At 53.0% G+C, this 26819-nt stretch carries 25 protein-coding genes; all 25 read left to right on the top strand.

Going from position 1 to position 26819, the window contains the following annotated elements; genetic code table 11:
• Positions 1 to 5 precede the first annotated feature (5 nt).
• The 25 genes from ACFQ2I_RS08550 to ACFQ2I_RS08670 all read left to right on the top strand — a co-directional run bounded on the left by ACFQ2I_RS08550 (position 6) and on the right by ACFQ2I_RS08670 (position 26818).
• Positions 6 to 992, top strand: a complete 987-nt coding sequence (locus ACFQ2I_RS08550; protein ID WP_377563561.1) for a beta-ketoacyl-ACP synthase III — start codon at positions 6 to 8, stop codon at positions 990 to 992.
• A 67-nt stretch (positions 993 to 1059) separates the two neighbouring features.
• Complete coding sequence (gene fabD / locus ACFQ2I_RS08555; RefSeq protein WP_377563562.1) at positions 1060 to 1989, top strand: ACP S-malonyltransferase; 930 nt, start codon at positions 1060 to 1062, stop codon at positions 1987 to 1989.
• 24 nt (positions 1990 to 2013) lie between these two features.
• Complete coding sequence (fabG, locus tag ACFQ2I_RS08560) at positions 2014 to 2763, top strand: 3-oxoacyl-[acyl-carrier-protein] reductase (protein ID WP_377563563.1); 750 nt, start codon at positions 2014 to 2016, stop codon at positions 2761 to 2763.
• A 93-nt stretch (positions 2764 to 2856) separates the two neighbouring features.
• On the top strand, positions 2857 to 3090 hold the full coding sequence (gene acpP, locus ACFQ2I_RS08565) for an acyl carrier protein (RefSeq protein WP_262680214.1): 234 nt from the start codon (positions 2857 to 2859) through the stop codon (positions 3088 to 3090).
• A gap of 151 nt (positions 3091 to 3241) precedes the next feature.
• Positions 3242 to 4483, top strand: coding sequence for a beta-ketoacyl-ACP synthase II (gene fabF, locus ACFQ2I_RS08570; protein WP_377563564.1), 1242 nt, complete (start codon positions 3242 to 3244; stop codon positions 4481 to 4483).
• Positions 4473 to 5168 carry a ribonuclease III gene (gene rnc, locus ACFQ2I_RS08575; protein WP_377563565.1) on the top strand — a complete coding sequence of 232 codons (696 nt, stop codon included), beginning with the start codon at positions 4473 to 4475 and terminating at the stop codon, positions 5166 to 5168. The genes fabF and rnc overlap by 11 nt, the downstream gene beginning before the upstream one ends.
• A 147-nt stretch (positions 5169 to 5315) precedes the next feature.
• A complete protein-coding gene (gene smc / locus ACFQ2I_RS08580; protein ID WP_377563566.1) occupies positions 5316 to 8891 on the top strand; it encodes a chromosome segregation protein SMC in 3576 nt (1191 codons plus the stop codon).
• Positions 8892 to 8932: 41 nt separating this feature from the next.
• Positions 8933 to 9943 (top strand): signal recognition particle-docking protein FtsY, encoded by a 1011-nt coding sequence (ftsY, locus tag ACFQ2I_RS08585; protein ID WP_377563567.1) that lies wholly within the window; start codon positions 8933 to 8935, stop codon positions 9941 to 9943.
• Between the two features lie 424 nt (positions 9944 to 10367).
• Entirely contained in the window at positions 10368 to 12287 is a 1920-nt protein-coding gene (locus ACFQ2I_RS08590; RefSeq protein ID WP_377563568.1) for an S-layer homology domain-containing protein, read from the top strand.
• Complete coding sequence (locus ACFQ2I_RS08595; protein ID WP_377563570.1) at positions 12284 to 13552, top strand: cohesin domain-containing protein; 1269 nt, start codon at positions 12284 to 12286, stop codon at positions 13550 to 13552. Before ACFQ2I_RS08590 ends, ACFQ2I_RS08595 begins: the two co-directional genes overlap by 4 nt.
• A complete protein-coding gene (locus ACFQ2I_RS08600; protein WP_377563571.1) occupies positions 13553 to 16171 on the top strand; it encodes a dockerin type I domain-containing protein in 2619 nt (872 codons plus the stop codon).
• Positions 16172 to 16442: 271 nt separating this feature from the next.
• Positions 16443 to 17423, top strand: a complete 981-nt coding sequence (locus tag ACFQ2I_RS08605) for a hypothetical protein (RefSeq protein WP_377563572.1) — start codon at positions 16443 to 16445, stop codon at positions 17421 to 17423.
• A 131-nt stretch (positions 17424 to 17554) separates the two neighbouring features.
• Complete coding sequence (gene ylxM / locus ACFQ2I_RS08610) at positions 17555 to 17959, top strand: YlxM family DNA-binding protein (RefSeq protein WP_377563882.1); 405 nt, start codon at positions 17555 to 17557, stop codon at positions 17957 to 17959.
• Positions 17938 to 19326 carry a signal recognition particle protein gene (gene ffh / locus ACFQ2I_RS08615; protein ID WP_377563573.1) on the top strand — a complete coding sequence of 463 codons (1389 nt, stop codon included), beginning with the start codon at positions 17938 to 17940 and terminating at the stop codon, positions 19324 to 19326. Before ylxM ends, ffh begins: the two co-directional genes overlap by 22 nt.
• A gap of 41 nt (positions 19327 to 19367) precedes the next feature.
• On the top strand, positions 19368 to 19640 hold the full coding sequence (gene rpsP, locus ACFQ2I_RS08620; protein WP_377563574.1) for a 30S ribosomal protein S16: 273 nt from the start codon (positions 19368 to 19370) through the stop codon (positions 19638 to 19640).
• Between the two features lie 25 nt (positions 19641 to 19665).
• On the top strand, positions 19666 to 19896 hold the full coding sequence (locus ACFQ2I_RS08625; protein ID WP_377563575.1) for a KH domain-containing protein: 231 nt from the start codon (positions 19666 to 19668) through the stop codon (positions 19894 to 19896).
• A gap of 93 nt (positions 19897 to 19989) precedes the next feature.
• Positions 19990 to 20514 (top strand): ribosome maturation factor RimM, encoded by a 525-nt coding sequence (gene rimM / locus ACFQ2I_RS08630; protein ID WP_377563576.1) that lies wholly within the window; start codon positions 19990 to 19992, stop codon positions 20512 to 20514.
• Between the two features lie 3 nt (positions 20515 to 20517).
• Positions 20518 to 21261 (top strand): tRNA (guanosine(37)-N1)-methyltransferase TrmD, encoded by a 744-nt coding sequence (trmD, locus tag ACFQ2I_RS08635; RefSeq protein WP_377563577.1) that lies wholly within the window; start codon positions 20518 to 20520, stop codon positions 21259 to 21261.
• Positions 21262 to 21392: 131 nt separating this feature from the next.
• On the top strand, positions 21393 to 21734 hold the full coding sequence (rplS, locus tag ACFQ2I_RS08640) for a 50S ribosomal protein L19 (RefSeq protein ID WP_377563579.1): 342 nt from the start codon (positions 21393 to 21395) through the stop codon (positions 21732 to 21734).
• Between the two features lie 83 nt (positions 21735 to 21817).
• Positions 21818 to 22516 carry a signal peptidase I gene (gene lepB, locus ACFQ2I_RS08645; protein WP_377563580.1) on the top strand — a complete coding sequence of 233 codons (699 nt, stop codon included), beginning with the start codon at positions 21818 to 21820 and terminating at the stop codon, positions 22514 to 22516.
• Positions 22517 to 22533: 17 nt separating this feature from the next.
• A complete protein-coding gene (gene ylqF / locus ACFQ2I_RS08650; RefSeq protein ID WP_377563582.1) occupies positions 22534 to 23424 on the top strand; it encodes a ribosome biogenesis GTPase YlqF in 891 nt (296 codons plus the stop codon).
• Positions 23425 to 23469: 45 nt separating this feature from the next.
• Positions 23470 to 24069, top strand: a complete 600-nt coding sequence (locus ACFQ2I_RS08655; protein ID WP_377563584.1) for a ribonuclease HII — start codon at positions 23470 to 23472, stop codon at positions 24067 to 24069.
• Between the two features lie 154 nt (positions 24070 to 24223).
• Positions 24224 to 26143: a hypothetical protein gene (locus ACFQ2I_RS08660; protein ID WP_377563586.1), complete on the top strand. Its 1920-nt coding sequence runs from the start codon at positions 24224 to 24226 to the stop codon at positions 26141 to 26143.
• The gene (locus tag ACFQ2I_RS08665) at positions 26140 to 26457 is read left to right on the top strand and encodes an EscU/YscU/HrcU family type III secretion system export apparatus switch protein (protein ID WP_377563587.1); all 318 of its coding nucleotides are present in this window, start codon (positions 26140 to 26142) and stop codon (positions 26455 to 26457) included. Before ACFQ2I_RS08660 ends, ACFQ2I_RS08665 begins: the two co-directional genes overlap by 4 nt.
• A complete protein-coding gene (locus tag ACFQ2I_RS08670; RefSeq protein WP_377563589.1) occupies positions 26447 to 26818 on the top strand; it encodes a YraN family protein in 372 nt (123 codons plus the stop codon). Before ACFQ2I_RS08665 ends, ACFQ2I_RS08670 begins: the two co-directional genes overlap by 11 nt.
• Position 26819 lies beyond the last annotated feature (1 nt).

The raw sequence follows: 26819 nt of genomic DNA on the forward strand, positions 1-26819 counted from the left end.
TTAAAATGGATTTGCGACCTGTCGGTATAATCGGCACAGGCAAATATGTGCCGCAGCGCGTACTGGGCAATCAAGAGCTTGAACAAATGGTGGAAACGAATGACGAATGGATCGTCACACGTACCGGAATCAAAGAGCGGCGAATAGCGGCGGAGGCGGAAGCCACGTCCGATCTGGCGTTGGAGGCTTCGAAAAAAGCGATTGAAGCTGCCGGCTTGAAGGCGGAGGATATCGATCTGATTATTGTTGCCACGATTACGCCGGACATGTTCTTCCCGTCCACGGCATGCTTGCTGCAGGATAAGCTGGGGGCGAAGAAGGCCGCCGCGTTCGATCTGTCGGCAGCGTGCTCCGGATTCATATACGGATTGGCGACGGCTTCCAGCATGATCGCATCTGGCATGTACAAGCATGTTCTGGTCGTCGGTGCGGAGACGTTGTCGCGCATTACGGATTACAGTGACCGCAATACCTGCATTCTGTTCGGCGACGGCGCCGGTGCAGTGGTGCTTGGCGAAGTTGATCAAGGAAGGGGCTTCCGCTCCTTCGAGCTCGGCGCGGACGGAAGCGGCGGTGAACTGCTGAAAGTAAGTGGCGGCGGCTCGCGCATTCCGGCTTCGGAGGAATCTGTAGGCGGCAGGAAGCATTATATCCACATGGCGGGTAACGATGTGTTCAAATTCGCCGTTCGTATCATGGGTAGCGCGGCGGAAGATGCACTGAAGAAGGCCGGGATGACTAAGGAAGACGTAGATCTGCTCGTTCCGCATCAGGCCAACATCCGGATTATCCAGTCCGCCATGCAACGCTTGAACCTGTCGGAGGATAAGGCGATGATCAATCTGGATAAATACGGCAACATGTCCGCCGCTTCCATACCGGTTGCACTGGCGGAGGCCGTGGAGCAGGATCGCGTGAAAGAAGGCGACTGTCTTGTATTTGTTGGCTTTGGCGGCGGTCTGACATGGGGCTCATCCGTACTCATTTGGTAATGATAATTATGGGATATCAGGATTAGACAGCGTATATTTTGACTAGATTAAAGGAGGAGCAGGCCTAATGAGCAAAACGGCATTTGTATTTCCGGGTCAGGGAGCCCAGGTCGTAGGCATGGGCAAGGATGCCTACGACGCCTCTGAGCAAGCAAGGGCAATTTTTCATGAAGCGGACGAGGCACTTGGCTTCAAGCTCTCTTCCATTATTTTCGACGGGCCTGAAGCTGCGCTGAAGCAGACTGTTAACACGCAGCCGGCCCTGTTGACGGTGAGCGCGGCTTATTTGGCGCTGCTGGAGGAGAGTGGCCTGAAGCCGGACTACGTGGCCGGTCACAGCCTAGGCGAGTATAGCGCGCTGCTAGCCGCGAGCGTCGTCTCCTTCCGGGATGCAGTGAAGATCGTGCGCGCGCGCGGCCAATATATGGAGGAGGCTGTGCCGGACGGTCAAGGCGCGATGGCGGCAGTTCTGGGAGCGGAACGCGAAGCGTTGGCTACACTGTGCGCCTCCATCAGCGGTGAAGGCACTTCCGTCGAGCTGGCGAACGTGAACTGTCCGGGACAAATTGTCGTATCCGGATCTGCGGAAGGGGTAGAGGCGATCGTGCAGCGCGGCAAGGAAGCCGGTGCGAAGCGCGTCATTCCGCTGGAAGTAAGCGGCCCGTTCCATTCCTCTCTGATGAAGCCTGCAGCTGAGCAGTTGTCCGAGGCGTTGTCCGGCATAACAATAGGAGACGCTTCCGTGCCAGTGGTAGCTAATGTGACGGCGCTGCCTGTTACCGGCAGCGAAGATATTCGCCGCTTACTGGTAGAGCAGGTGTATTCCCCGGTTCTATGGGAAGATACCGTTCGTTATCTGATTGCCGAAGGCGTAGATACGTTCATCGAGATCGGCTCTGGCTCTGTACTCGCCGGGCTGATCAAGAAAGTGGACAGAAGCGTAAAGGTTGTGTCCATCAATAGCATGGCAGCGTTGGATGCGCTGCAAGTGAAGTAATAACGGGAGAACGGAGGGGATATCATGTTTGCTGGATTGGAAGGGAAGAAGGCTCTGGTGACAGGCGCGTCCCGAGGCATTGGGAGGGCGATTGCTGTAGCGCTGGCCGAAGCCGGCGCGGATGTCGCTATTAACTACTCCGGCAGCGAAGCCGCTGCGGGAGAGACGGCTGCGGCAGTAGAGGCGTTGGGTCGCCAAGCGATCCTTGTGAAGGCGAATGTCGGCAAGTCAGATGAATGCGAAGCCATGGTCAAGGAAGTGCTTGGCAAGTTCGGGGCTATCGATATTCTGGTCAACAACGCCGGTATTACCCGCGACAACCTTATTATGCGCATGAAGGAAGAGGAATTCGATCAGGTCATCGAGACGAATCTGAAGGGCGTATTCAACGGCATTAAGGCGGTCACGCGTCCCATGATGAAGCAGCGCTCGGGCCGTATTATTAATATTTCATCCGTGGTGGGCGTGTTGGGCAATGCGGGACAAGCTAACTACGTTGCCGCCAAGGCGGGTGTCATCGGCTTGACGAAGTCCAGCGCTCTAGAGCTGGCCTCTCGCGGCATCACTGTCAATTGCGTCGCACCTGGCTTTATTGAGACGGACATGACGGACAAGCTGCCGCAGGAGATGCGCGAGTCGCTGTCGGCCCGTATTCCGCTTGCCAGACTTGGCGCAGCCGGAGATATTGCTGCAGCCGTACGATTCCTGGCCTCAGACGCCGCGTCTTATATGACGGGACAGACGATTCATGTAGACGGCGGCATGTACATGTAGAGTAACGAGATTATCGCCTCTTCTCTTTCACAAGAAAAGGCGATGGTATTTTATAAATAATTCTCGTATAATACGATGGAGGAGGTGAATCGGATGTCCGATGTAGTAGATCGCGTAAAACGTATTGTCATCGATCGCTTAGGCGTAGACGAAGCAGAAGTGACACTTGAAGCTTCCTTTAAAGATGACCTCGGAGCAGACTCTCTTGACGTCGTAGAATTGGTCATGGAGCTGGAAGACGAGTTCGATATGGAAATCTCTGATGAAGATGCAGAGAAAATCACTACGGTGGGAGAAGTTGTGAATTACATACAATCTCATACCTAAGATTGGACAAGTCCCGTTATTGCAACGGGACTTCTCTCCATATCAAGCGATCTGGCCTAATACTTGCTATTAAATTGACGATGAGCATTCATGCTATTGATATAAATGGAAAACGGTAGCCAAAGAGGCTATGTCTGCAGAGGTGATTGCAATGAAACAAAGAGTAGTCGTAACGGGGATGGGAATAATGACGTCTCTGGGATCTGATCTGGAGTCGTTCTGGAACAATCTAATGGAAGGGAAGTCTGGCGTATCGGTTGTGGAAGCATATGACTTCTCGGAGTACCCTACACGCATCGCAGCAGAAATTAAAAACTTCGATCCTGAAGCTTACGGTCTGGACAAGAAGGAAGCCCGGAGGATGGACCGATTCGTCCAATTCGCGGCCGTCGCCAGCAAGAAAGCTGTCGAAGACTCCGGACTTGAAATCGGCGTAAATTGCGATGCGGAACGTGTAGGTGTCATGGTAGGATCTGGAATCGGCGGATTGGGTACCTGGGAGGATCAGCATAACATTTTGTTGCAGAAGGGACCAAAGCGCGTCAGCCCGTTCTTCATTCCCATGATGATCGCCAATATGGCTTCCGGTCAGGTATCCATGCTGACTGGCGCGAAGGGTCCCAACAGCACAGCGGTCACTGCGTGTGCGACAGGGACGCATTCCATTGGCGATTCCTTCAAGATGATTCAGCGCGGCGATGCCGACGTTATGATCGCGGGGGGAGCCGAGGCGACGATTCGGCCAACGGGCATGGCTGGATTTTGCTCCATGCGAGCGATGTCGGTGCGCAACGACGAGCCCGAGAAAGCCAGCCGACCGTTCGACATCGATCGAGACGGCTTCGTTATGGGCGAAGGAGCCGGCATTCTTGTTCTGGAATCTTTGGAGCACGCATTGAAGCGCGGGGCGAAAATATACGGCGAAGTGATCGGATACGGCATGAGCGGCGATGCGTTCCATATGACGGAGCCCGATCCCGATGGCGCGGCCCGTTGTATGAGCAAAGCGATCAAGGATGCGGGAATCGAGCCGACAGAAATCCAATACATTAATGCGCACGGAACATCTACTCCAGTCGGCGACCGTTCCGAGACGATCGCGATTAAAAAAACATTCGGGGATCACGCTTATCACTTGGCCGTCAGCTCAACGAAGTCGATGACAGGGCATTTGCTTGGTGCGGCAGGCGGAGTGGAGGCTGTTATTCTGGCGCTGACGCTGAACAATGGCGTCATTGCCCCTACGATTAATCTGGACAATCAAGATCCTGAGCTCGACCTCGATTATGTTCCGAACAAGCCGCGTCAGGCGAACGTAACGACAGCTCTTTCCAACTCCTTCGGTTTTGGTGGACATAACGCCACGATTGTGATGAAAGCATATGAGGCATGAATCCTTTGATGAGCTGCAGCAGAAGCTGCAGCTTGCTTTCAGGCAAGGGAAGCTGCTGCGGCAGGCATTTACCCATACGTCCTATGTGAATGAACATAAGCGAGGGTCGGTTCAGGACAATGAGCGGTTGGAGTTTCTGGGCGATGCGGTGTTGCAACTGCTTGTATCGGATTATTTGTTCAAGACATACCCGAAGCGTCCGGAAGGCGAGTTGACGCGTATGCGAGCCTCGGTCGTATGCGAGCCGTCGCTGGCTTACTTCGCGGAACGACTTGAGCTTGGCAAGTATGTGCTGCTGGGCAGGGGAGAGGAGCAGCTTGGAGGACGGCATCGGCAGGCTCTGCTTGCAGATCTGTTCGAGTCGTTCATTGGCGCCCTGTTCCTGGATGCAGGCATTGAGAAGACCAAAACCTTTCTAGAGAAGCACATGTTCCCATACATAGAATCCAACGACTTCGGATTGTTGATGAAGGATGCGAAGTCGAAGCTGCAGGAGCGCTCGCAACACCTGGGCCTCGGTGCCATCGACTATCGAATTGTGGAGGAGCGCGGTCCGGCCCATGACCGGGAGTTCGTCGTAGAAGTATCTATCGGGGACGAAGGGTTCGGAGTGGGCAAAGGGAGAACGAAAAAAGAAGCGGAGCAGAGAGCAGCCGCAGAAGCGTGGGGCAAGCTCTCCAGATAATATTCCAGCCCGGGACATTTTTGTGCGTATAGCATTTATAAGCTCCGGGGCCCCCGCAAAGTACTTAGTTAGCTTTAAAGCAAAGCCCCACATTGTGGGGTTATTTTACGTTTTGTGGTACAATGTTGGGGAGGTGAAAGCCATACTATGTTTTTGAAACGAATTGAACTCGCGGGATTCAAATCCTTCGCGGATAAGACGGAGCTGGAATTTGTAAACGGTATAACGGCGGTAGTAGGACCGAACGGCTCCGGCAAGAGCAATATTTCCGACGGCATCCGTTGGGTACTTGGCGAGCAAAGTGCGAAGAGCTTGCGTGGCGGTAAGATGGAAGACATCATTTTCGCAGGAAGCGATGCGCGCAAGGCGGTCAATTACGGTGAAGTGTCGCTGACGCTTGACAATGCCGACGGCGCCCTGCCGCTTGAATATAATGAAGTAACAGTAACGCGCCGCGTACATCGCAGCGGCGACAGTGAATACTTAATTAACAAACAATCATGCAGACTGAAGGATATTACAGAGCTGTTCATGGATACGGGAATCGGCAAGGAAGCTTATTCCATCATCGGCCAAGGTCGAATCGAGGAGATATTGAGTACGCGTTCGGAAGACCGCAGAGGCATATTCGAGGAAGCTTCCGGCATTGTAAAGTACAAGTCCCGCAAGCGTGAAGCGGTGAAGAAACTCGACGATACGGAGCAGAATATGCTTCGTATTCATGACCTTGTGTCGGAGCTGGAGGATCAGGTGGAGCCTCTCCGCAAGCAGTCTGAGAAAGCGATACACTTCAAGGAATTGCGGGAAGTGCTGAAGACGAAGGAAATATCGATGTATGTGCTGCAGATCGAGAATGTCCATCGTGCCTGGTCGGAGGCGACTGACAAGCTGAAGGCATTGCAGCAGCAGCAGTTGGAGTTGTCCACCGTCGTGAGCAAGCACGATGCCCATCTGGAGCAGGATAGACAGAAGCTGAGAGAGCTGGAGATTCAGCTGGACGAGCTTCACGACGCGATGTTGCAGATCGCAGAGGATGCGGAGAAGTGTGAAGGCTACGGTGAAGTGTTGAAGGAGCGGAAGCGTAATCTGGAGCAGAACAAGCGTCAGCTGGAGGAATCCATTGCTGCCCAAGATGCGCGCATACTCTCATTGACCAAGGAAGAGGCGGACTATCGCAGCAAGGCTGCCGCATTGGAAGGCGAGCTGGAGAAACTTCGGCGCCAGCTGGGTGAAGAGGAATCCCGACTTCTGGGTGTATCCGGCGAAGCCGTCCTAGATGAAGAAGAAGGACTTAAGGGCGAGATGCTGGAAGTGTTAAGCGCGATGGCTCAGCTTCGCAACGAAATCCGCTACGCCATGCAGCAGCAAGAAGCGCTGCAGCGGCGCATGGAACGGATCGGCGACGACGAAGCGAAGTGGCTGGAGCAGAGCAAGGCGCTCGAGAAGCGAAGAGGAGAGCTGGAGCAGTCCTTGCAGACTGCCGAAGCTCATCTGGAAGTATTGAAGCAACGCATGCTGCAAGAGCAGAGCGGGCTTCGTGAAGTGACAAGCTTGACCGAAGAAGTAACGGCAGCGATTCGCAAGTGTGAGCAGAAGCTCGACAGCCATACTTCCCGGCGCGATACGATGAAGGAGATGCAGGATGCTCTGGACGGCTTCATGCACGGTGTCAAAGAAGTGCTCAAAGCTGCGAGAAGAGGCTCGGGAGGCATTGTGGGCGTGCACGGCGCAGTCGCTGAGCTTATTCGTGTGCCGCAACGTATCGAGCTGGCGGTCGAGACCGCGCTTGGAGGTGCGCTGCAGCATATCGTCATGGAAGATGAGCGAACAGCACGGGCGGCAATCGGCTACTTGAAGCAGCGGCAGCTGGGGCGCGCGACGTTCTTGCCGCTGGATGTGATAAGAGGCCGCGCCGTATCCGATCAGGAGAGAAGATCCGCGGAGGCGGTAGAGGGCTTCGTCGGGGTTGCGGCTGACCTGGTGCAATGCGACGATCGCTACGAAGCTATCGTGCGCAATCTGCTTGGCAACGTCTTGTTGGCCGAGACGCTGGAGCAGGCCAACAAGATCGCATCGCGCTGCAATTACCGCTATCGCGTCGTCACGCTGGAAGGCGATGTCGTTAATGCTGGCGGTTCCATGACGGGCGGAAGCCTGCAGAAGAAGGGGGCAAGCTTGCTCGGCAGACAGCGCCAGATCGAGGCGCTGGATGAAGAGATCGCCGATGCGACTGCGAAGGCGGGCCAACTGCGTGCGAAGCTAAGTGACCTGCGAAAGGAGTACTCCATTCGCTCCGCGAACATTGAAGAGCTGCGGGACGAGCTGGAGAAGACCAGATTCCATGAGCAGGAGCTACGGAATGGGCTTGCACAGCTGGTCGCAGAAGACAAGCGACTGCTGGAGCAGAGAGAGACTTCAGGCATGGAACGATTGGATCATGAAACCGAGAAGAAGAAGGCTGCGGAGACGATCGCTAATTCCGAGCGGAAGCTGGAGGAACTGACGGCTGCCGAAGCTAGATTGCAAGAGGAGATTAGGCTTGCAGAGGAGCGACGGAAAGCCAGCGAGACGGCGAAGGAGGAGCTGCAAGGTCAGCTGACCGACTTGAAGATCGCCGTAGCGAAGCTGGATCAAGAGCGTCTAAGCTTCGAAGATGGAGCTGTTCGTGTCCGAGGCGATATCGTCAAGGCGAAGGGCGAGATGTCCAGTCTGCGCGCGCTTCATGCTAGTCAGGAGGAAGAGATGAGCCAGCATGGGGAGGAGAGTGTCTCCCAGCTGGAGCAGCTCAATGCCTTAAAGCTGAAGAAGGCCCGCTGCGCAGAGGAGACGGACTTGAAGCGCGCAGAGCGAGCAAGGCGTATTCAGGAGCTGGATCAAGGTGAAAGCGAGACGAAAGAGCAGCGCGCTCAGCTGCGTACAGTCGAGGAATCCTTGCGACAGACGGAGATTCTGGTTAACCGCCAGGACGTCGAGCTGGACAATCTGTTGCGTAAGCTGAGCGAGGAATATAGTCTCAGCTACGAGCTGGCTAAGGAGAAATATCCCCTTCCGGAGGATGCGGCTGCGACAGGGGCGGAAGTGCGGGAGCTGAAGCGCAAAATATCCGCACTGGGAGAAGTGAACCTGGGCGCAATCGAGGAATACGAGCGGGTGAAGGAACGCTACGACTTCCTGTCGGAGCAGAAGGACGACCTGATGGAAGCGAAGGCAACGTTGTATCAGGTTATCAAAGAGATGGACGACGAGATGTCGCACCGATTCCGCACCACATTCGAGGCGATACGAGGCCACTTCGTTGTTGTATTCAGCAAGTTGTTCGGAGGCGGACGAGCGGATCTCGTGTTAGTAGAGCCAGACCGCATATTGGATACCGGCATCGATATCGTCGCTCAGCCGCCGGGCAAGAAGCTACAGAATCTGCAGTTGCTGTCAGGGGGAGAACGGGCTCTGACGGCTATCGCCCTGCTATTCGCCATTCTTCAAGTGAAGCCGGTGCCGTTCTGCGTGCTGGACGAAGTGGAAGCGGCACTGGATGAAGCGAACGTATCACGGTTTGCTCAATACTTGCGCGAGTTTTCGGAGCTGACACAATTTATCGTCGTTACGCACCGCAAGGGTACGATGGAGGAAGCGGATGTGCTATACGGAGTGACGATGGAGGAAGGCGGCGTCTCCAAGCTCGTTTCTGTCCGTCTGGAAGAAGAGGACCCGGTATCCGCATAGCGATTGTATCGAAGTATAGTTAGGATGGGGGATTGGCAACGATGAGTTTTTTTAAGAAGCTGAAGGAAAGCATCGCTTCCAAGACGGAAGCGGTAACGAGTGTATTCAAGGAAGGCTTGTCCAAGACGAGAACGGCATTCGTCGAGAAAGTGGAGGAGCTGATTACGAGACGGAAGAAAATCGATGAGGAGTTCTACGAGGAGCTGGAGGAAATATTAATCGGTGCCGACGTAGGCGTGACTACGGTCATGGAGCTGATCGATGAGCTACGTGTGGAAGTGAAGAAACGTAAAATTGAAGATGCTGCTGACCTTCAACCGGTACTGTCCGAAAAACTGATCGGCCTTCTGAAAGGCGATGATCATGCGGAGCTGATGGAAGCGCCTCGGGGCGACATTACGGTGTACTTGTTCGTAGGCGTCAATGGGGTGGGCAAGACGACTTCGATTGGGAAGCTGGCGCACAAGCTGAAGAGCGAGGGCAAATCGGTGTTGATGGCGGCTGGCGATACATTCCGTGCGGGGGCGATTGAGCAGCTTGAGGTATGGGGTCAGCGCGTGGGCGTGGACGTCATCAAGCAGTCTTCGGGCGCTGATCCCGCAGCGGTGATCTACGATGCGGTACAGGCGGCCAAGCAGCGCAATGTAGATGTATTGCTCTGCGATACGGCGGGACGCCTGCAGAACAAGACGAATTTGATGGAAGAGCTGAACAAGATATTCCGAGTTATCCAACGCGAGCTGCCGAACGCGCCCCATGAAGTACTGCTCGTGCTGGATGCGACGACGGGACAGAACGCGCTGAGTCAGGCTAAGCTATTCGGTGAGAAGAGTGGTGTGACGGGGCTCGTGCTGACGAAGCTGGATGGTACGGCTAAAGGTGGCATTGTCGTTGCCATTCGCAATGAACTGAACCTTCCAGTGAAACTTGTGGGACTTGGAGAAGGCATGGGCGACTTACAGCAGTTCGATTCCGAGCAGTTCGTGCACGCTTTGTTCGCCGGCTTGATTGAAAGCTCGGAACAGCAGGAGGAAGAGCAGCCTCAAGCTTGATTGAACGGCTATGTGATGGAGTGGACACCTCTTGCAGGTTGGCGTATGCGACCTGCAAGGGTTTTTTTTGTTGGATGCTGTTTGGGAAGGGCAGATGAAATAGGTAAAGAAAACGATTTTGCTAAACAGCGGTAAGACGATGAAAATCATCTTTTTCGCTACGTTAATTTTCATCTAACGTGAAAAGAGGCTGTGAGGTCTGCCTATCGAGCGAATTATGGGTTGCTGAATTTGGAAAAAGACAAGCTTGTGGAAAATGATTAATTTACGATGGGAACAAATTGAATGACAATGGGCATGGAATTATCAATGGAGATATTGTCCAAAATTAGGGAGTGATGCGGTCGCAGTAATGGTAATGGAATAATGTTGGCGGACGTAGCTATGGTTTAGTCCAACCTGTTTAGGAGGGAATTTATACCACATGAGAAGAAGGCCTATATTGCTTGCAGTATTATCTGTTGGAGTTCTCTCGCTGATTGCAGGCGTCGGTCCTGTTCAGGCGATGTTCGCAGAGCAGCCGACAACGAGGCTCGAGCTTACTGCAACAGACAGAACACTAAGGCCAGGAGAAGAAGGGCAGGTGTGTGTGAAAGCGGAGCTGTCAGAAGGATTATACGGCTTACAGTTAACAATGGCCTACGATTCGGAAAATTTGCGACTGCTCGGGTTAGAAGGGCAAGACTACAACATTTTTGAAAGCGATTCCACAAACGAGGCTGAAGGCGAGATCGTTCTGTCCGCTATCGCCAAGGATGACAGCAGTAAGTTAAGTACAAGAACAATAGCTTGCTTTCGATTTCAAGCAATGGCGCCGGTTGCCGCAACTGAATTGCTGCTATATAACATAAAGGGTGTAACCAATATTAGAACAACAAGGCAAGTGCAAGGCGTCGTTTATCCCGATCTCGTTGAGAAGCCGGTTCAAGTCGCCGAACAGCTTGTATTGAAAATCACCCACGACAACGGTTCATTCCTACGCGAATATTCATCCCTGAAAAAAACCTTGGATGCAATTCGTAATGGAGATGATGTGCTGGGGGCGGCGGCCTCATTAACGGCATTGCTGGAACAAAACGAAACTGGATTGTTCAAGGAGGAAACAAGCGAGCTTATTGCGGATTTATCGGACAAACTGGTCGTCATGCATCCATTGATCGAAGAAGAAGCTTACGGAAGATCGAAGGCTTCAGTTTCCGCTGATGCGATCAAGCAGCATTGGAGCCGTATGCGCGCCCTTCAATCCGCCGCGGTCAAAGCCGGTTATGATGGTTATGAGCTTGTTAATCAGTTCCGCATACCCTTACCTTCAGCAGTTCAGAGTTTGACGATTCTACTGTCTGCGGAAGCGCTAACCGTGTTGCGCGACAGTAGCTTAAGCTTGATTTTGGAGCATGGTGAGCTCGCAATTGTATGGATGGAAGCGGAGGGGCTGCGCGACAGCGTTGAACATTTGGAATTGACGATCGAGAAGTTGCCTGTCCATAAATCGAATTGGGGAGGAGCCGGCGTCACGCCGCTGACGGCATATGAAATGGTGGTGAGAAGCCCCTCCTACCATGAGGAAGCGGCATCGGTTCATTGGCTTCACAGAGGGGGAGTTGATGCGGATGCGGGTTATATATTGAGCTCAAATGGGCATGTGAAAGCGCGTATGGCTGTTCTTAATCAAGAACATCATGCAGAACAACTAGCTGCAGCCATTGCTCCGCTTTCATCAGGTCGGTTCGCACTCGTACGCTATGACAGCCCATTCATGGATTTAAACTCCACTTATCGGGAAGCGGCAGAGGCTATTCATATTTTGAACGCGATGGGAATTGTGAGAGGCACAGCGAATGCGGCATTCACGCCTGATCGATCTGTCACAAGGGCGGAGTGGGCGGTCATGCTTGCGCGCTTGCTACAGCTGGACTTCACGCTCCCGCAAGAGATGCCGTTCCCTGATGTGAAGGAGGACGATTGGTATGCGTCTGCTGTTGCAGCATTGCATGCTAAAGGAGTGGTACAGGGCCGAGGCGACGGCAGGTTCCATCCTGATGCCCCCGTTAGCCGATCCCAGTTGGCTGTCCTATTAGATCGCATTCTTCAGGACGAGTACGTTGCATGGACGAATGCCGACTCGATCTATATGGATCAGGAGGCGATTCCTGACTGGGCGCTTGCTTCGGTTGCGAGAATGACTGAAGGTCAATGGTTGAAGGGCGATGATCGGAATCAATTTCAACCGCTTGAAGAAGTAGACAGGGCGGATGCGGCTGTCGTGCTCTATCGCATATGGATATCCATATATGGAGAGCCGGCTGAATGGTTAACCAAGTTGAACGGAGGTAGGGAAGGATGAAGCGAGAAAAGGAAGGATTCATGAAGGTATGTATTAAGTTGACAAAGGGCAAAGCGGCATTGCTTGCTGCTGCGATAGCGTTAATCGTGGGCATACTGGCAGGCGGAATGTCCGTGAGCGCATCTATGACAGACGATAATCTCCGGAATGGGGGATTCGAGGAAGGCGGAGAAGGGACAGTCGTACCGGGATGGTCGCTTATGTATAACCTTCAGGATCCGGCGGTGTCTTACAGTGTAACGACTGAGAAGGCGCGTACGGGGAGCAACAGTCTCAAGCTGTCGGATACAACTAGCGCTCACGGAGTGGCGCTGTGGACAGATCCCATCGCGATTATACCGGGCGAGACGTATTCCGCATCGGCCTGGATGTATATAGACGGGGACAGCTTTGTCAAGGATGGAACATCGGTTCCCAATCGCGGAAGCTTTATGATGCGATTCTTCGATGATGAGGGGGTAAAGGTTGGCAATGACTTCATGATCACCCATTATGGCCAGTCGCAATGGACGAGCGTGTCGACGGGAGATGGAGTAGCTCCAGAAGGGGCAGTAACAGCTCGCCTGTTCGCTTATATTTCCAATCATTATCAGACGAACGGCGCTTATTATGACGACATTGCCATTGAAGGCATTTTCCCGGGAGATGTTACTCCTGCGGCGCAATCCTTGTCGATCGACGGGATGGGGCTGACAAGCGTGAACGGTACTTACACAGCAACATTGTCCGCATCCGGTGCTTCATCCTTATATGCGGTGGATGCGCTCATTCATTATGATCCATCCCAATTCCAATATGCCTCGGCAGACGCAGCGGATGAATTCCGCAACGGGAATGAGGTGTATATCGCCGTGCAATCGACAGAACCGGGCAAGCTCAGGATTGTTGCCACTCAGCTGGGCGAGCATTCCGTCAACGGTGACACTGCTATTGCGAATATCCGCTTCACAGCGCTTGCGACAGCCGATGAAGCAATGATCACAGTTGACAAGCAGTCATCAGTAGCGAAAGAGAATGCCGATGCTACAGGCGTTATTACAACATTTCCTAGCGACTTCATTCATACTGTTCAGATTCACATCAGCTTGTCGGATGTTAACGACAACGGCGTCGTTGATTTGGCGGATTTGATCATGGTGGCAAGAGCAGTGGGCACTCCTGTCGCCGACGGGAGCAGACGACTCGATGTGAATGGCGACAGCGTCATTGATATCGCCGATTTGTCCATCATCTCGTTAGAAATATTAGAAGGGGAGGGCGAATAAATGAGACGGCAACTCGATAAGTGGTTAGGCGCAATGCTGCTGGCTATGCTCGTCATGCTGCCCGCTTCTCTCGCGCATGCCGGCGTCTCCAAGTCGTTCGGTACACCGGAATCGCTGGGCAATCCCATTCAGCAAGTGGCTCTATTCGACAGCACCTATGGTGTGGAGAATGGGCAGGATATGATGTACACGACTTCTTCGGGCAATCCTGCAATATTCAATGTAATCAATCTGGACGAGAACAGGGTAGAGCGATCCATGCCGTTGCCCGCAGGCGGCAATTCCTGGACGCATACGACCGCTCCAGACGGCTCCGTATACATCGGGGTGTCAAGCGGTGGTGCGTGGCTTATGAAGTATACGCCGGGAAGCGATACGCTCCAGCATCTTGGCGCGGTGGCGTCCGACGCGAAATCAGTATGGTCATTGACGACTGATGAGCAAGGCAATGTGTATGGAGGGACCTTCGACAAAGGAAAGGTGTTCAAATATGACCCTGTATCTGGCGCCTTTACCGATTACGGGGTCATGATAGCGGGAAGGGATTACGTGCACGGCATTGCATATCGCGACGGTTATGTGTATGCAGGCATCGGGCTTATAGGCGATCTCGTCAAGCTGAATGTGACGACGGGGGAGAAGACGGTCATTCCCATCAAGCCGATTACAGGCTTGAGCGTATCTCCTTTCGTGCAGGAGATCGATATTCGGGGAGATTACTTGTTCGCTTATATGACTAGTGATGCCGGCAATCTGTACGCCGTCTATGATCTCGTTAACGAGATCTGGCTGGAGCATGAGTTCTGGGGTGTGAGAGGACTCAAGCTTTCTCCGGAGCTGGATAACAAGGTGTATATAATTCAGAACAATATGTTGACTAGCATAGACCTGACCACATTCGAAGCGCAATCCGTCGGCATAGAGTATCCTTCCTTCCTAAGAGGCTCGGAGTGGGTGCAGCTGGACAACGATCCCGAGCTGACAGGCACCGTACTGGTGACGGCGAATTACTTCGGTTCGATTCGTTACTTCGACGTTGCTGCAGGTACGATAACGGTTAGAGATCCCGGCACGCAAGGAGGAGCGCTTAACATACATGCCCTGGAGAAGGGGCCGAATGATGAATTGTACATGAGCGGTTATATTGGTGCGCAAGCAGCCGTATATTCGCATGCCGACGGCAGTCTTAGAACTTTTCAGATGGGACAGGCGGAGAGCATCGGTCATAGCGGCAATTATGTCTACTTCGGTGTGTACCCTGGCGCTGAGATATTCCGCTATGACACCACGAAGCCGGTTCAGACCGATCCAGCAGAGCCTGACGTTAACCCGCAGCTGCTGTTCAAGGTGGAGCATGAGCAGGATCGGCCGTACGTTCAGACTAGTGGAGACGGCAAGATGTTTTTCGGCACGATACCGGATTACGGCAAGACAGGCGGTGCGCTAACGATCTTCGACGAATCTGATCCCGCGGGCACGAAGCAAGTCCATCGCCATGTCGTACAGGATCAAAGTATTGTCGGTCTGGCATATCGAGATGGGCTAATATACGGTTCCACGTCTTTGGCGGGTGGACTTGACAGCAATCCTCCGGCGGCTAATGCGAAAATGTTCATATGGGATGTGGCGAGCGGACAGAAGCTGGCGGAGTGGGAACCGCAAATACCGGGAGCGACAGTGGCGCCCAAGATGATCAGCGGGCTTGCATTCGATAGCAACGGCTTGCTATGGGCTGCGGCCGACGGCGCGTTGTTCGCTGTCGATCCCGCAACGAGGGAGGTCGTAAAAAGCAAGCAGATCTATCCCGGGGCACAAAACTATGGTATGTGGAGACCCGTTCATATCCGATTCGCTGCCGACGGCATGCTGTATACCGATGTGTACGGAAAGATTATCGCAGTAGATCCTGAGACGATGGAACATACCCCCTCCGGTGTAGACGCCAGCTTATTCACACTTGTTGGCGACAACACGATTTATTATGGGAAGGCAGGTACGCTGTATCGAATGTCGGTAGAGAATGAACTCTATCCTTCCCCTGGCGAACTGCACTTGGAAGCACCTGCAAGATTGGCCGTGGATGGCACATTCAGTGTGAAGGTCAAGATGAATAACGCCGAGCAGTTGTATGGCGCGAACATAAGCCTTCAGTATGATCACCAGAAGTTGCAGTTAGCGGATGTAACTGTAGGAGCGGACTTCTCCGAAGGGGCGTTCCTGGAGCATACCGATTCACTAGGTGTGTTCGAAGCGGTCATCACACAGACGGGGGATACCGGGCTGAACGGGAATGTCGAAGTGCTGACGTTGACCTTTCAGACGAGAGAAATGTCGGGACTTGCAGACATCGTTCTGAAGCAGCAATCGACTGTCGGAGCGCTTCATACGGCTGAGAGCGGCATCATCTATCCCATGAGCGCCGATCAGTCGGCTTCCGTTCAAATCCTGATAAAGCTGGAGGATCTGAACGGAGACGATGTGGTGAATATTCTGGATTTGGTCGCGATTGCCAAACGCGCCGGCGATCCTGCTGCACCGGCTATGTATGATCTGAACGGTGACGGCGTGGTCGACGGGACGGATGTATCGCTTGTAGCGATGGCGATCTTCCAGCAGTAGAACGATTATTTTGGAAAAAAAAGAAAATAAAGCAGGAATTCAATGGTGTCTCCGAGAACTGGTACACAGATAGTGCACCGACGGTAATGGCCATGTATATGTGGCGGAGTAGATTCACGATATACGGGTGACTAAGCTTGTGCGCACAACCGAATAGCGTATGAAGAAAGACATAATGACGCAGAAGCAGTGCCCAGTGCACTGTTCTCTGCGTCATTCGTCATATTGCAGTCCATTTACATATAAAAAGTTGAGGGAGCGGAGAGAAATCATGTTGCGAATAGGGAAAAAGGCAAGGACAACAGTATGGATGACCACTGTATTGCTTGTATTGTGCCTGGTAGGCTCAGTTATACCGGGTGTGCTGGCGAAGGGGGAGGATGCAGGAGTATTCGACGTGCTCCATGCGGAATCAGGCTATCAATTGACGGTTCCCGCATATTCGGGAATAACTGCTGTAGTGACGGAGGCCTCTAATCGCAAGCCCCTTCAGGTAGAAGCTGTGGAGCTGCGCGCTCCGGAGTGGGACGAACAAGGCAAGTCAGTCTTGTTCCGGCTGCAAGCGCAGAACCCGGAAGCCTATGCCGTCGAGCTCTATGTCAGCATGTTCAGCTATGGAAGGATCGACTTCGTCGAAGATGTGCTTCATGATGGAGTAATGGATTACAAACTGGACAAAGCGACACTGGCTATGATTGGAAACCGCTTGATAACCTTGAAGTTCTCGGTTTTAGACAAGCAGGGGGAAGTGATGTTCGAAGCTCATGACATCCACTTTCGGTTCTCCGACAGCGCCGTTGGTGCGATCGGAGAAGCGCCGGTTAAGGCGAAGCCGGCATCGTCCAGAGTGTTGGTTGACGGCAAGCCAGTTATGTTCGAAGCCTATTCCATTGGAGGGAACAATTACTTCAAGCTGCGCGATGTCGCAATGGCCCTGAACGGGAGCCCCAAGGGGTTCGCAGTCGCATGGGATGCGGATTCCTCTTCGATCGATCTGCTGCCGGGCGTCGCCTACCATCCTGTCGGGAATGAGTTGAAGACAATCGTCGGCGAGGATATGAAGAGGGGGACACCAACCTCGGCATCCTTGTATCTGGACGGCGTGCAAGTGCTGGCGGCTGCTTACAACATTGACGGAAGCAACTATTATAAGCTGAGAGATATCGCCAGAACGATTGATTTCCAAGTGGGGTGGGATGCGGCGTCAAGAACCGTTAGCCTCGTCACGAACGAAGGTTATTCAGAGGGGTAATGTCTGACAAGGTTATATACTTGACAGCCGTATTAACCTTCGTGTATGATAAGTAGCGTTGCATCACTGTCAAGGGAATGATCTTGACGCTCTAATTATAGCGATGGAATAGGGGGCAGTGAAGGATGGCCATGCAGGAACCGGATGCCCTGGCGAAGACGACAAGAATGAACTTGCTGCTGGACTTCTACGAGGGCTTGTTAACGGAGAAGCAGCGTACAATACTTACTTATTACTACCGCGACGACTTCTCGCTAGGCGAGATTGCGCTGGAATTCGATATTAGCCGTCAGGCAGTGTATGATAATATAAAGCGCGCGCAAGGCGCGCTGGAAGGTTACGAGAGCAAGCTGGGCCTGTTGATCAGGCATGAGCGGCTGCTTCGGCTGACGGAGCGGCTGGAGGAACGGCTTGATGCGATGGCGATGGAAGAATCGGATAAGCAATCCCTGAAGGTAGCTATCGCACAATTTCGCAACGATGAGGAATCGGCAATGGGAGGTGGCGACAGATCATGGCAGCATTTGAAAGCTTGAGCAGCCGTCTGCAGAGCGTATTCAGCAAGCTGAAAGGGAAGGGCAAAGTAACGGAAAGCGATGTTAATGATGCAATGCGCGAGGTGCGTCTGGCACTTCTTGAAGCGGACGTCAACTTCAAGGTCGTGAAGGACTTCATAACCAAAGTGAAGGAACAAGCCATTGGATTGGAAGTGTCGAAGAGCTTCACTCCCGGCATGGTCGTCGTTGATATCGTCAATAAGGAATTGACGGAGCTGATGGGCGGTACGCAAGCCAAGCTTGCGAAGGCGAACAAGCCGCCTACCGTCATTATGATGGCGGGCCTGCAAGGTGCGGGCAAGACGACAACGACAGGCAAGCTCGCGAAGCTGCTGCAGAAGGACAATCACAAGCCGCTTCTAGTCGCATGTGACATCTATCGTCCCGCTGCGATCAAGCAGCTGCAGGTGCTGGGGGACAGCATTGCTGCTCCCGTCTTCTCCATGGGGGATCAGGTCTCTCCGGTGCAGATCGCTGAAGAGGGCTTGCGCCATGCCAAGGAGAACGGCAACGACTATGTCATCATCGATACAGCGGGACGTCTTCATATTGATGAAGCGCTTATGGAGGAGCTGAAGCAGATCCATGCTGTGGTGAAGCCTGACGAGGTGCTGCTGGTAGTCGATGCGATGACAGGCCAAGACGCCGTGAACGTAGCCAAGAGCTTCCACGAATTATTAGAGTTGACCGGCGTCGTACTGACGAAGCTGGACGGTGATACAAGAGGGGGCGCGGCATTGTCCGTCAAGTCCGTTACGGGCTGCCCCATTAAATTCGCCGCGATGGGCGAGAAGATCGACTCTCTGGAGCCGTTCCATCCAGAGCGGATGGCGTCGCGAATACTCGGTATGGGGGACATGCTCTCCCTGATCGAGAAAGCGCAGGCCGGCATCGATGCCGATAAGGCGGCGGAGATGGAACGGAAGATGCGCACGGCGGAATTCACATTCGACGACTTCCTGGATCAGATGGAACAAGTCCGCAAGCTTGGTCCGCTGGATCAGATTATGGATATGCTTCCCGGTATGGGCAAGATGAAGGGCGGCATGAAGGATTTGAAAGTGGACGAGAAGCAACTGGGAAGGGTGGAAGCGATCGTCCGCTCCATGACGAAGGAAGAGAAGAGCAGACCCGAGCTTCTTAATCACAGCAGGCGCAAGCGGGTTGCCGCGGGCAGCGGGGCTACGATCGTGGAAGTGAATCGCTTGATCAAGCAATTCGACGATATGCGCCGCATGATGAAGCAGTTCTCCTCTATGATGGGACCGAAAGGGCCGAAGGGCTTGAAGGGCGGCCGCAAAGGACTGAAAGGTCTAATGGGCAAAAACATGAAATTCCCGTTTTAATAGTAGCCAAACAACCGATTAATTGAAGGAGGTGAATGATAATGGCAGTACGTATTCGCTTGAAACGTATAGGTGCGCACAAAGCGCCGTTCTACCGCGTTGTAGTATCGGATTCCCGTTCCCCGCGCGATGGACGTTTTATTGAAGAGATCGGTACTTATAACCCTGTAGCTCAACCAGCTCAAGTTTCTATTAACGAAGAGAAGGCTCTGAAGTGGCTTCAAACAGGAGCGCAAGCTTCCGATACCGTTCGCGATCTTCTTTCCAAAGCTGGTGTTCTGAAGAAGTTCCATGAGCTTAAGCAACAGAAATAACTGTTGAGTAGCGGAGGGCTTTGTTATGAAAGAATTAATTCTTGTCATTGCGAAGGCTTTGGTGGATCATCCTGATGAAGTGTGCGTGGAGGTTAGGGACGATGAACGCAGCACGGTTTACGAACTGACAGTTCACCCTCGCGATGTCGGCAAGATTATCGGCAAGGGAGGACGCATTGCCAAGGCGATGCGCACTGTTGTCACCTCGGCATCAGTGAAATCCGGCAAGCGGGTAATTGTAGACATTAATTCATAAGCGCATATGCCATGAGGGTTGGGATGTATATGTCCCGGCCCTCTTTTGCATGTTATAATGAAGAGACATTACATAATTAGAGGGATGAATGGCATGAACGAAAACTGGTACACGGTCGGTATCATTGTCAATACACATGGCATTAGAGGCGAACTGAAGGTCGTCTCCAAGACGGATTTCCCCCAGCAGCGATTCGCGCCGGGGAGTGTGCTTATGATGGTAGCGGAAGACAATAATAAGTCCATGCCCGTTACGATCGCTTCTTCTCGCGCCCAGAAGAGTATGTATATCGTTAAGTTGAAAGGTTTCGACAGTATAAATGAGGTCGAGCAATATAAAGGCTGGACGCTCAAGGTGTCGGAGGAGCAGCAAGGGGAACTGGAGGAAGGTCAGTACTACTATCATGAGATTATCGGCTGTAGCGTCGTAACAGAAGACGGAGAAGAACTCGGTACAATATCCGAAATATTGAGTCCGGGTGCCAACGACGTGTGGGTGGTGGAGCGTCCTAAAGGTTCCGGCAAGCCGATACTGATACCAGTCATTGATCAGGTTGTTCGCTCTGTGGACGTGAAGGGGAAGATTGTGTCGGTTTCCCTAATGGAAGGGCTGATTTAAAATATGAGAATCGACGTTCTCACTTTGTTCCCGGAGATGTTCGAAGGTGTGTTCGACGCCAGCATATTGGGCAAAGCTCGGCAGAAGGGCATTGTGACGCTGGAGGCGATCAACTTCAGGGAGTACTCCGAGAGCAAGCATAAGACGGTGGACGATTATCCCTATGGAGGCGGCGGGGGCATGGTGCTGAAGCCGGAGCCTGTATTCTCTGCGGTAGAAGATCTGCATGCACAGTCGAAGACTACGCCGAGGGTTGTGTTGATGTGTCCACAAGGTGAGACCTTCACACAGCGAAAGGCGGAGGAACTGGCCGAAGAAGAACATCTGGTGCTCATATGCGGTCACTATGAGGGCTACGACGAACGCATTCGAGAACATCTCGTAACAGATGAACTCTCCATCGGTGATTACGTGCTCACAGGAGGGGAGATTCCAGCGATGGCGGTTATCGACAGCATTGTCCGCTTATTGCCCGGCGTGCTGGGGAATGAATCGTCGGCAGTTACGGATTCTTACAGCACCGGGCTGCTGGAGCACCCTCACTATACGCGTCCTCCCGAATTCAGGGGCTGGAGCGTACCGGAGACACTGCTGTCAGGCCATCACGAGAACATAAAGCGGTGGAGACGGGAACAGTCGTTACTGCGTACGCTGTCGCGACGTCCTGACCTGCTGGCGGATGCGGAACTGACGGACAAGGAACGAAAGTGGCTTGCGGAGCAGAGTGTCACAACAAATAGATATTGATTTCACAATCCACTTATGGTAGAATTTCTAATGTTGTATGTATAGTCGGACGGTCCGCTATAAGCGATGATGGAATCGATGAGGATTGCTGGAGCTTATAAGAACGTCTATGGTGGAAGGAGTGAACCCGAATGAGCATTGTACAAGAAATTACGAAAGAACAGCTTCGTCAAGACCTTCCCGCGTTTCGCCCTGGCGACACGTTGAAAGTGCACGTAAAGGTTATCGAGGGTACGCGTGAGCGTATTCAGTTGTTCGAAGGCGTTGTAATCAAGCGTCGCGGCGGCGGTATTAGCGAGACTTTTACTGTTCGCAAAATTTCTTACGGTGTTGGCGTGGAGAGAACATTCCCGCTTCACTCGCCGAAGATCGACAAGATCGAAGTGGCTCGCCGTGGTAAAGTGCGTCGTGCTAAGCTGTACTATCTGCGCAGCCTGCGCGGCAAGGCGGCAAGAATTAAAGAGATTCGTTAAGATGAAACGTCAAGAGGGGCTTGCAAAGACAAGCTCCTTTTCGTTTTTTATGTAAAATATGCACAAGAAGAGAGGGCATGCACATGGATTCGCAGCATCGAAACGATGAACAGGAAGCGACACGTGATCAATCTATGACCGAACCGTTAAACCAGCAGCATGCTGAAGACGCATCGCCTGTAGCGAAGGATTCGCGCAAAAATAATTCCGCCTCCAAAGAAATTGTGGAGTGGATTAAAGCGCTGGCCATAGCAGTCGTACTGGTATTTATCATTCGCCAATTCCTATTCTCTCCTTTTATTGTAGATGGACCATCGATGCAGCCTAATTTCGAAACGGGCGAGCGCTTGATTGTCAATAAAATATTGTACCAATTCAGAGAGCCGAAGTTCGGCGAAGTCGTCGTGTTCGACGTTCCGGAGCAGAATAGAAAATTCATTAAACGGGTCATTGGCGTACCGGGCGACCGGATTCGTGTTGAAGGCGACGATCTGTTCATTAACGATCAGAGAATTGAAGAACTATACATTGAAGAAGCGATTGAAAAAAGCCAGGCGAATGGGGAACTATATAACGGAATTGGTAGTCGTTACAACTTCCCGAATGACACCGTGAAGGAAACAACTGTGCCGGAGGGCATGATATTCGCGCTTGGGGATAACCGTAGCAATAGCACTGACAGTCGGGCAATCGGCTTCGTATCTGAGGATGAAATTGTAGGTCGCGCCGACGTTATCTTCTGGCCGCTGAGCAAAATGGAATTCATTAAGCATAACTATTAGTTAGGGTGAAGCAAGTCATGACGATACAATGGTTCCCTGGGCATATGACCCGGGCAAGAAGACAAATACAAGACAAGTTGAAGCTGATCGATATCGTAATCGAGCTGCTTGACGCTCGTGTTCCGCTATCCAGCCGTAATCCCATGATAGATGAAGTGCTTCAAGGAAAGCCAAGACTTATCGTCTTGAACAAAAGTGATCTTGCCGACGCTTCGGCCACGGAACAATGGAAGGCATACTTTCAGCATGAGGGACACGTCTGTCTGGCGGTAGATTCCTCAACGGGCAGCCATATTGATGAAATTCCGCAAAAAGCCAAAGAAATTCTGCAAGTGATGATTGCGAAGCAACAGGCTAAAGGGATGAATCCCAGGGCGGTTAGAGGACTCATTGTCGGCATCCCTAATGTCGGAAAATCTACGCTGATCAACCGGCTAGCGGGACGAAATATTGCGGCGACAGGGGATAAGCCAGGTGTGACGAAAGGGCAGCAGTGGATTAAAGTCGGAAGCGAAATGGAGCTGCTGGATACGCCGGGCATATTATGGCCGAAATTCGAAGATCAGCAGGTCGGATATCGACTTGCGATGACCGGAGCCATTAAGGAGCAAGTGCTGCATATTGATGACATTGCCTTCTATACCATACGAGAATTGCTGGATCGCTACTGGGCGGTGCTGAAAGAAAGATACGGCCTGGATATGGATAAACCTGACGATCCTGAAAATAATGAAGTGATCGTATCCGTGATGGAAGAGATAGGGCGCAAGCGGGGTTGTCTCGTCAGTGGCGGTCATGTCGATCTGGAGAAAGCGTCCGGTATTATTCTGCGCGATCTTCGGGCGGGTAAGCTGGGACGAATTACACTGGAGATGCCTTATGACGATATGCCTGTGCGGGAGCAATAGTGTATATTCCTCATGGGAGCGAGGGAGTAAGGGAGTAGAGGTCAAGTGCTGCAATACGAGGAAGTATTATGGGATGAAGGGCATGGCGCCGTCGCAGGGGTCGATGAGGTAGGCCGAGGTTGTCTGTTCGGCGATGTCGTCGCAGGTGCGGTTATTTTGCCACCGCGACTCGTAATCGACGGCATCAACGATTCCAAGAAGCTTAGTGAGAAGAAGCGGAACGAGTTGTATGCCATTATAACGGAGCAATGCATAGCTTGGTCTGTCGCACGCGTCGATGCTGGAACGATCGACGAGATTAACATTAAACAGGCCGCCCGGCTCGCTATGAAGCTAGCGGTGCAATCGCTCACCGTTCCGGCGGAATATTTACTGGTGGATGCGGAGCATGTTGATCTGGATGTGCCGCAGCAAGGCATTGTGAAGGGCGACGCGAACAGCCAATCCATTGCCGCGGCGTCTATCGTGGCGAAGGTGACTAGAGACAGACTGTGCCTGCAGGAATGGGATGAGCAGTTCCCGCAATATGGCATTGCCGTACATAAAGGCTACGCTACGAAGCAGCACCGTGAGATGCTGTTGCAGCATGGCCCCAGCTCGCTGCATCGCCGCACTTTTTTGAAGAAGTTGTTTGGAGATGTGTGAATACGTTCATACCAATCGCCCCTTTGAGGCAGCGCGGGTTTCTGACGTTTGCCTTGAACGGGCGATTTTTCGGTTTCCCTACAGGCGAAGGGTGCAAAAACCGATATACTGAGTATGAAGAAAGCGTGTTAAAGGTTCGGAGGAGATTGTGCCAATGAATATCAGTCAGATGATGAGGGGATTGCTGGGTGATGCAGTGAGCGGCGAGACACGGGCTATGGAACTGAAGGTAGGCCAGGTCGTACGAGGCGTCGTCATGAAGCTGCTGGATAATAATGAGGCGATCGTACAGATTAACGGGGTCACAATACGCGCGAAGCTGGAGATGCCGCTGCAAGCGGGACAGTCAGCTTATTTGCAGGTGCAACCGGAATCCAGAGGTTCCATGGTCGTGCTGAGAGGAATCGATCCCGCTGCGCTTGGGCTAGCGGACGATACGCTGCGAGATCTAGTGAAGCTGTTAGGTCTGCCTGAAGCCAAATGGGCGGAGGAGTTGGTAAGGAGTCTGCGAAGCGAAGGCATCCCATTCGACAGGGAGACAGGCCGCGCCTTCCGTCAAGCCGTTGCTGTCATGCCGGAAGGCATGCGGCAAGAGCCATGGATCGAGGCTGCCGCCGCCGCATTCAAGAGGGGGTTGCCGATGACGGCGGGCTCGATATCCGCCATGCATCAGCTTATGTTCGGACAGCAGCTTCATACGCTGCTGGATACGATGCGAGGGCAGTTGTTCGAATTATCCCATCAGCAAGCGCCGCAAGTTGCTTCACAAGCTGGAGAAGCGGTGACGGGACAGGCTGCGGTTACACGCCTGTTATCTATACTGGAGGGAGGAGAGCAGCTTCTGAGGACTCTAGGGGGTCCTGCCGCGTACGGGGAGGGCGCTGCTGTCGGGAAGGGGCAAGCATATCCATCGTTATTGCCACCGGAAGTGGGCGGCTTGCGGGAGTCGACTGTGCAAGCCGGCCCAGCTACAAGCGCAATGCCATTCAACGATGAGGGGAGCTTGCCGTCAAGTCGGCCGAATGCTTCGGCCAACTGGCTTGGCAACTTGATGAAATGGCTCGGGGTTGATCATGAACACATCCTTGCCAGAGCAGTTGCGACAGAGCCAACTGCTTCTGCTTCCTCGAGAACGGCAGATGGCTTCGCTGCAGAAGCGACATTACCTGCTCGCGCAGCGGGAGCAGACGGGCGGTCGATAGGCGGGAATAGCCTTGCTGCGGGTCATGCCGGAGCTAATGGAGAGACGGCGGTGTCGGCCGCAGCAAGAGCGCAAGCTGGTCTTGCTTCTACCGGTTCTTCTTCGCCTGCAGGAGCGATGGCATCCCAGTCGACGAATACGGATGACGCGGTTCAGCCCCAGGACGGATCGAACAAGCTTCAGATGCCAGGGGGCACGGTGACTCAGCCTGCTGTCGGCTCAGAGAGGTCGCTGCCAGAAGCCCTCCCGCAGCCTGCTGCCGGAGGAACTGCAACACCGGGCATGGGGATGCAGAGTTCACATATGCAAGACTCCTTGAAGAGTGCGCTGCTCCAGCTTGTGCATGCGGCGGAAATCCCTGCTGCTGTGAAGGAGACGGCTCAACAACTTCTTAATCAGATTACTGGTCAGCAACTGCTTATGACACCGGAGCGGAACAGCTCGGTGCTGTCGCATGTGACGATGTTCATTCCCATCCATAATGAAGATGGCGGGGAGACTGCCTCTGTTCATATCCAGACGAGACGGGGGAGGCGAGGCGAGCTTGATGCCGACAATTGCCGACTACTGTTCGATCTATCCATGCGCACGTTGGGCAATATGCTGGTGGATGTGCACGTCATGGACAAAATCGTCAGCTTGAACATCTGGAACGACCACCCTTGCATGCAAGGGATGTTGGAGGAATTCAGAGTCGATATAGGAGAGCGTATTGGAGCGGCGGGCTATCAGCTGCTGTCGCTTCGGACGACGCCGTTACCTAAGGAAGGAGATATAACTGGCGAACCTCAGGCGAGTAATAAGCATCAGCAGCCGCCGGACTTGGCACGGTTCACATCGACCCCATATCGAGGAGTTGATTTCAAAGTATGACGAACGAGCAAGAGGGAAAGGGACAACCGTCTCGCACATCTATACGCAAGGCGGTTGCGTTAAAGTACGAGCCTGGAGAGAAAACTGCACCTGTACTCGTTGCGAAGGGGAGCGGTGATCTAGCGGAACGAATCGTTGAGCAAGCAAGGGAAAGCGGTGTTCCACTGCAAGAGGATGCATCTCTTGTAGAGGTGTTGTCGAAGCTGGATGTCGATCAGGAAATTCCTCATGAACTGTATACGTTGGTAGCGGAAATATTAAGCTTTGTGTATCGGTCGGACCGGAAAGCGAGGGAGATGCGGCATGAGCTTTGATCGAGGGGCTGTCGGAAGGATAGGAGAGGACACGGCATGTCGACTTCTGGAAACGGCGGGTTACGCCATTGTGGATCGCAATTGGCGCTGTAAGCTGGGTGAATTGGATATTGTCGCTCGTCAAGGCGAGGTGCTTGTTTTCGTGGAAGTGAGAACGAGACGGACCGCAACGCTGGGGCAATACGGGACAGCGGAGGAGTCTGTCGATTTCCGCAAGCAGACGAAGCTGAGAACGCTTGCTCAGGCCTATGTGAAGACGCTGAAGCAGCCGACTCAGCGCCTTCGGTTCGACGTCGTCGCCATCTATATCGATGATGACGGGAAAATGGATAGGTATAAGCATTACGAATACGCATTCTAGA

Source organism: Paenibacillus chungangensis (assembly GCF_042675905.1).
In the GTDB taxonomy this organism is placed as follows: Bacteria; Bacillota; Bacilli; order Paenibacillales; family Paenibacillaceae; genus Pristimantibacillus; species Pristimantibacillus chungangensis.

Bases quoted from the DNA above. Each gene is read 5' to 3' on its own strand.
- ACFQ2I_RS08550 (WP_377563561.1), top strand. From the start codon at position 6: ATGGATTTGCGACCTGTCGGTATAATCGGCACAGGCAAATATGTGCCG.
- fabD (WP_377563562.1), top strand. From the start codon at position 1,060: ATGAGCAAAACGGCATTTGTATTTCCGGGTCAGGGAGCCCAGGTCGTA.
- fabG (WP_377563563.1), top strand. From the start codon at position 2,014: ATGTTTGCTGGATTGGAAGGGAAGAAGGCTCTGGTGACAGGCGCGTCC.
- acpP (WP_262680214.1), top strand. From the start codon at position 2,857: ATGTCCGATGTAGTAGATCGCGTAAAACGTATTGTCATCGATCGCTTA.
- fabF (WP_377563564.1), top strand. From the start codon at position 3,242: ATGAAACAAAGAGTAGTCGTAACGGGGATGGGAATAATGACGTCTCTG.
- rnc (WP_377563565.1), top strand. From the start codon at position 4,473: ATGAGGCATGAATCCTTTGATGAGCTGCAGCAGAAGCTGCAGCTTGCT.
- smc (WP_377563566.1), top strand. From the start codon at position 5,316: ATGTTTTTGAAACGAATTGAACTCGCGGGATTCAAATCCTTCGCGGAT.
- ftsY (WP_377563567.1), top strand. From the start codon at position 8,933: ATGAGTTTTTTTAAGAAGCTGAAGGAAAGCATCGCTTCCAAGACGGAA.
- ACFQ2I_RS08590 (WP_377563568.1), top strand. From the start codon at position 10,368: ATGAGAAGAAGGCCTATATTGCTTGCAGTATTATCTGTTGGAGTTCTC.
- ACFQ2I_RS08595 (WP_377563570.1), top strand. From the start codon at position 12,284: ATGAAGCGAGAAAAGGAAGGATTCATGAAGGTATGTATTAAGTTGACA.
- ACFQ2I_RS08600 (WP_377563571.1), top strand. From the start codon at position 13,553: ATGAGACGGCAACTCGATAAGTGGTTAGGCGCAATGCTGCTGGCTATG.
- ACFQ2I_RS08605 (WP_377563572.1), top strand. From the start codon at position 16,443: ATGTTGCGAATAGGGAAAAAGGCAAGGACAACAGTATGGATGACCACT.
- ylxM (WP_377563882.1), top strand. From the start codon at position 17,555: ATGCAGGAACCGGATGCCCTGGCGAAGACGACAAGAATGAACTTGCTG.
- ffh (WP_377563573.1), top strand. From the start codon at position 17,938: ATGGCAGCATTTGAAAGCTTGAGCAGCCGTCTGCAGAGCGTATTCAGC.
- rpsP (WP_377563574.1), top strand. From the start codon at position 19,368: ATGGCAGTACGTATTCGCTTGAAACGTATAGGTGCGCACAAAGCGCCG.
- ACFQ2I_RS08625 (WP_377563575.1), top strand. From the start codon at position 19,666: ATGAAAGAATTAATTCTTGTCATTGCGAAGGCTTTGGTGGATCATCCT.
- rimM (WP_377563576.1), top strand. From the start codon at position 19,990: ATGAACGAAAACTGGTACACGGTCGGTATCATTGTCAATACACATGGC.
- trmD (WP_377563577.1), top strand. From the start codon at position 20,518: ATGAGAATCGACGTTCTCACTTTGTTCCCGGAGATGTTCGAAGGTGTG.
- rplS (WP_377563579.1), top strand. From the start codon at position 21,393: ATGAGCATTGTACAAGAAATTACGAAAGAACAGCTTCGTCAAGACCTT.
- lepB (WP_377563580.1), top strand. From the start codon at position 21,818: ATGGATTCGCAGCATCGAAACGATGAACAGGAAGCGACACGTGATCAA.
- ylqF (WP_377563582.1), top strand. From the start codon at position 22,534: ATGACGATACAATGGTTCCCTGGGCATATGACCCGGGCAAGAAGACAA.
- ACFQ2I_RS08660 (WP_377563586.1), top strand. From the start codon at position 24,224: ATGAATATCAGTCAGATGATGAGGGGATTGCTGGGTGATGCAGTGAGC.
- ACFQ2I_RS08665 (WP_377563587.1), top strand. From the start codon at position 26,140: ATGACGAACGAGCAAGAGGGAAAGGGACAACCGTCTCGCACATCTATA.
- ACFQ2I_RS08670 (WP_377563589.1), top strand. From the start codon at position 26,447: ATGAGCTTTGATCGAGGGGCTGTCGGAAGGATAGGAGAGGACACGGCA.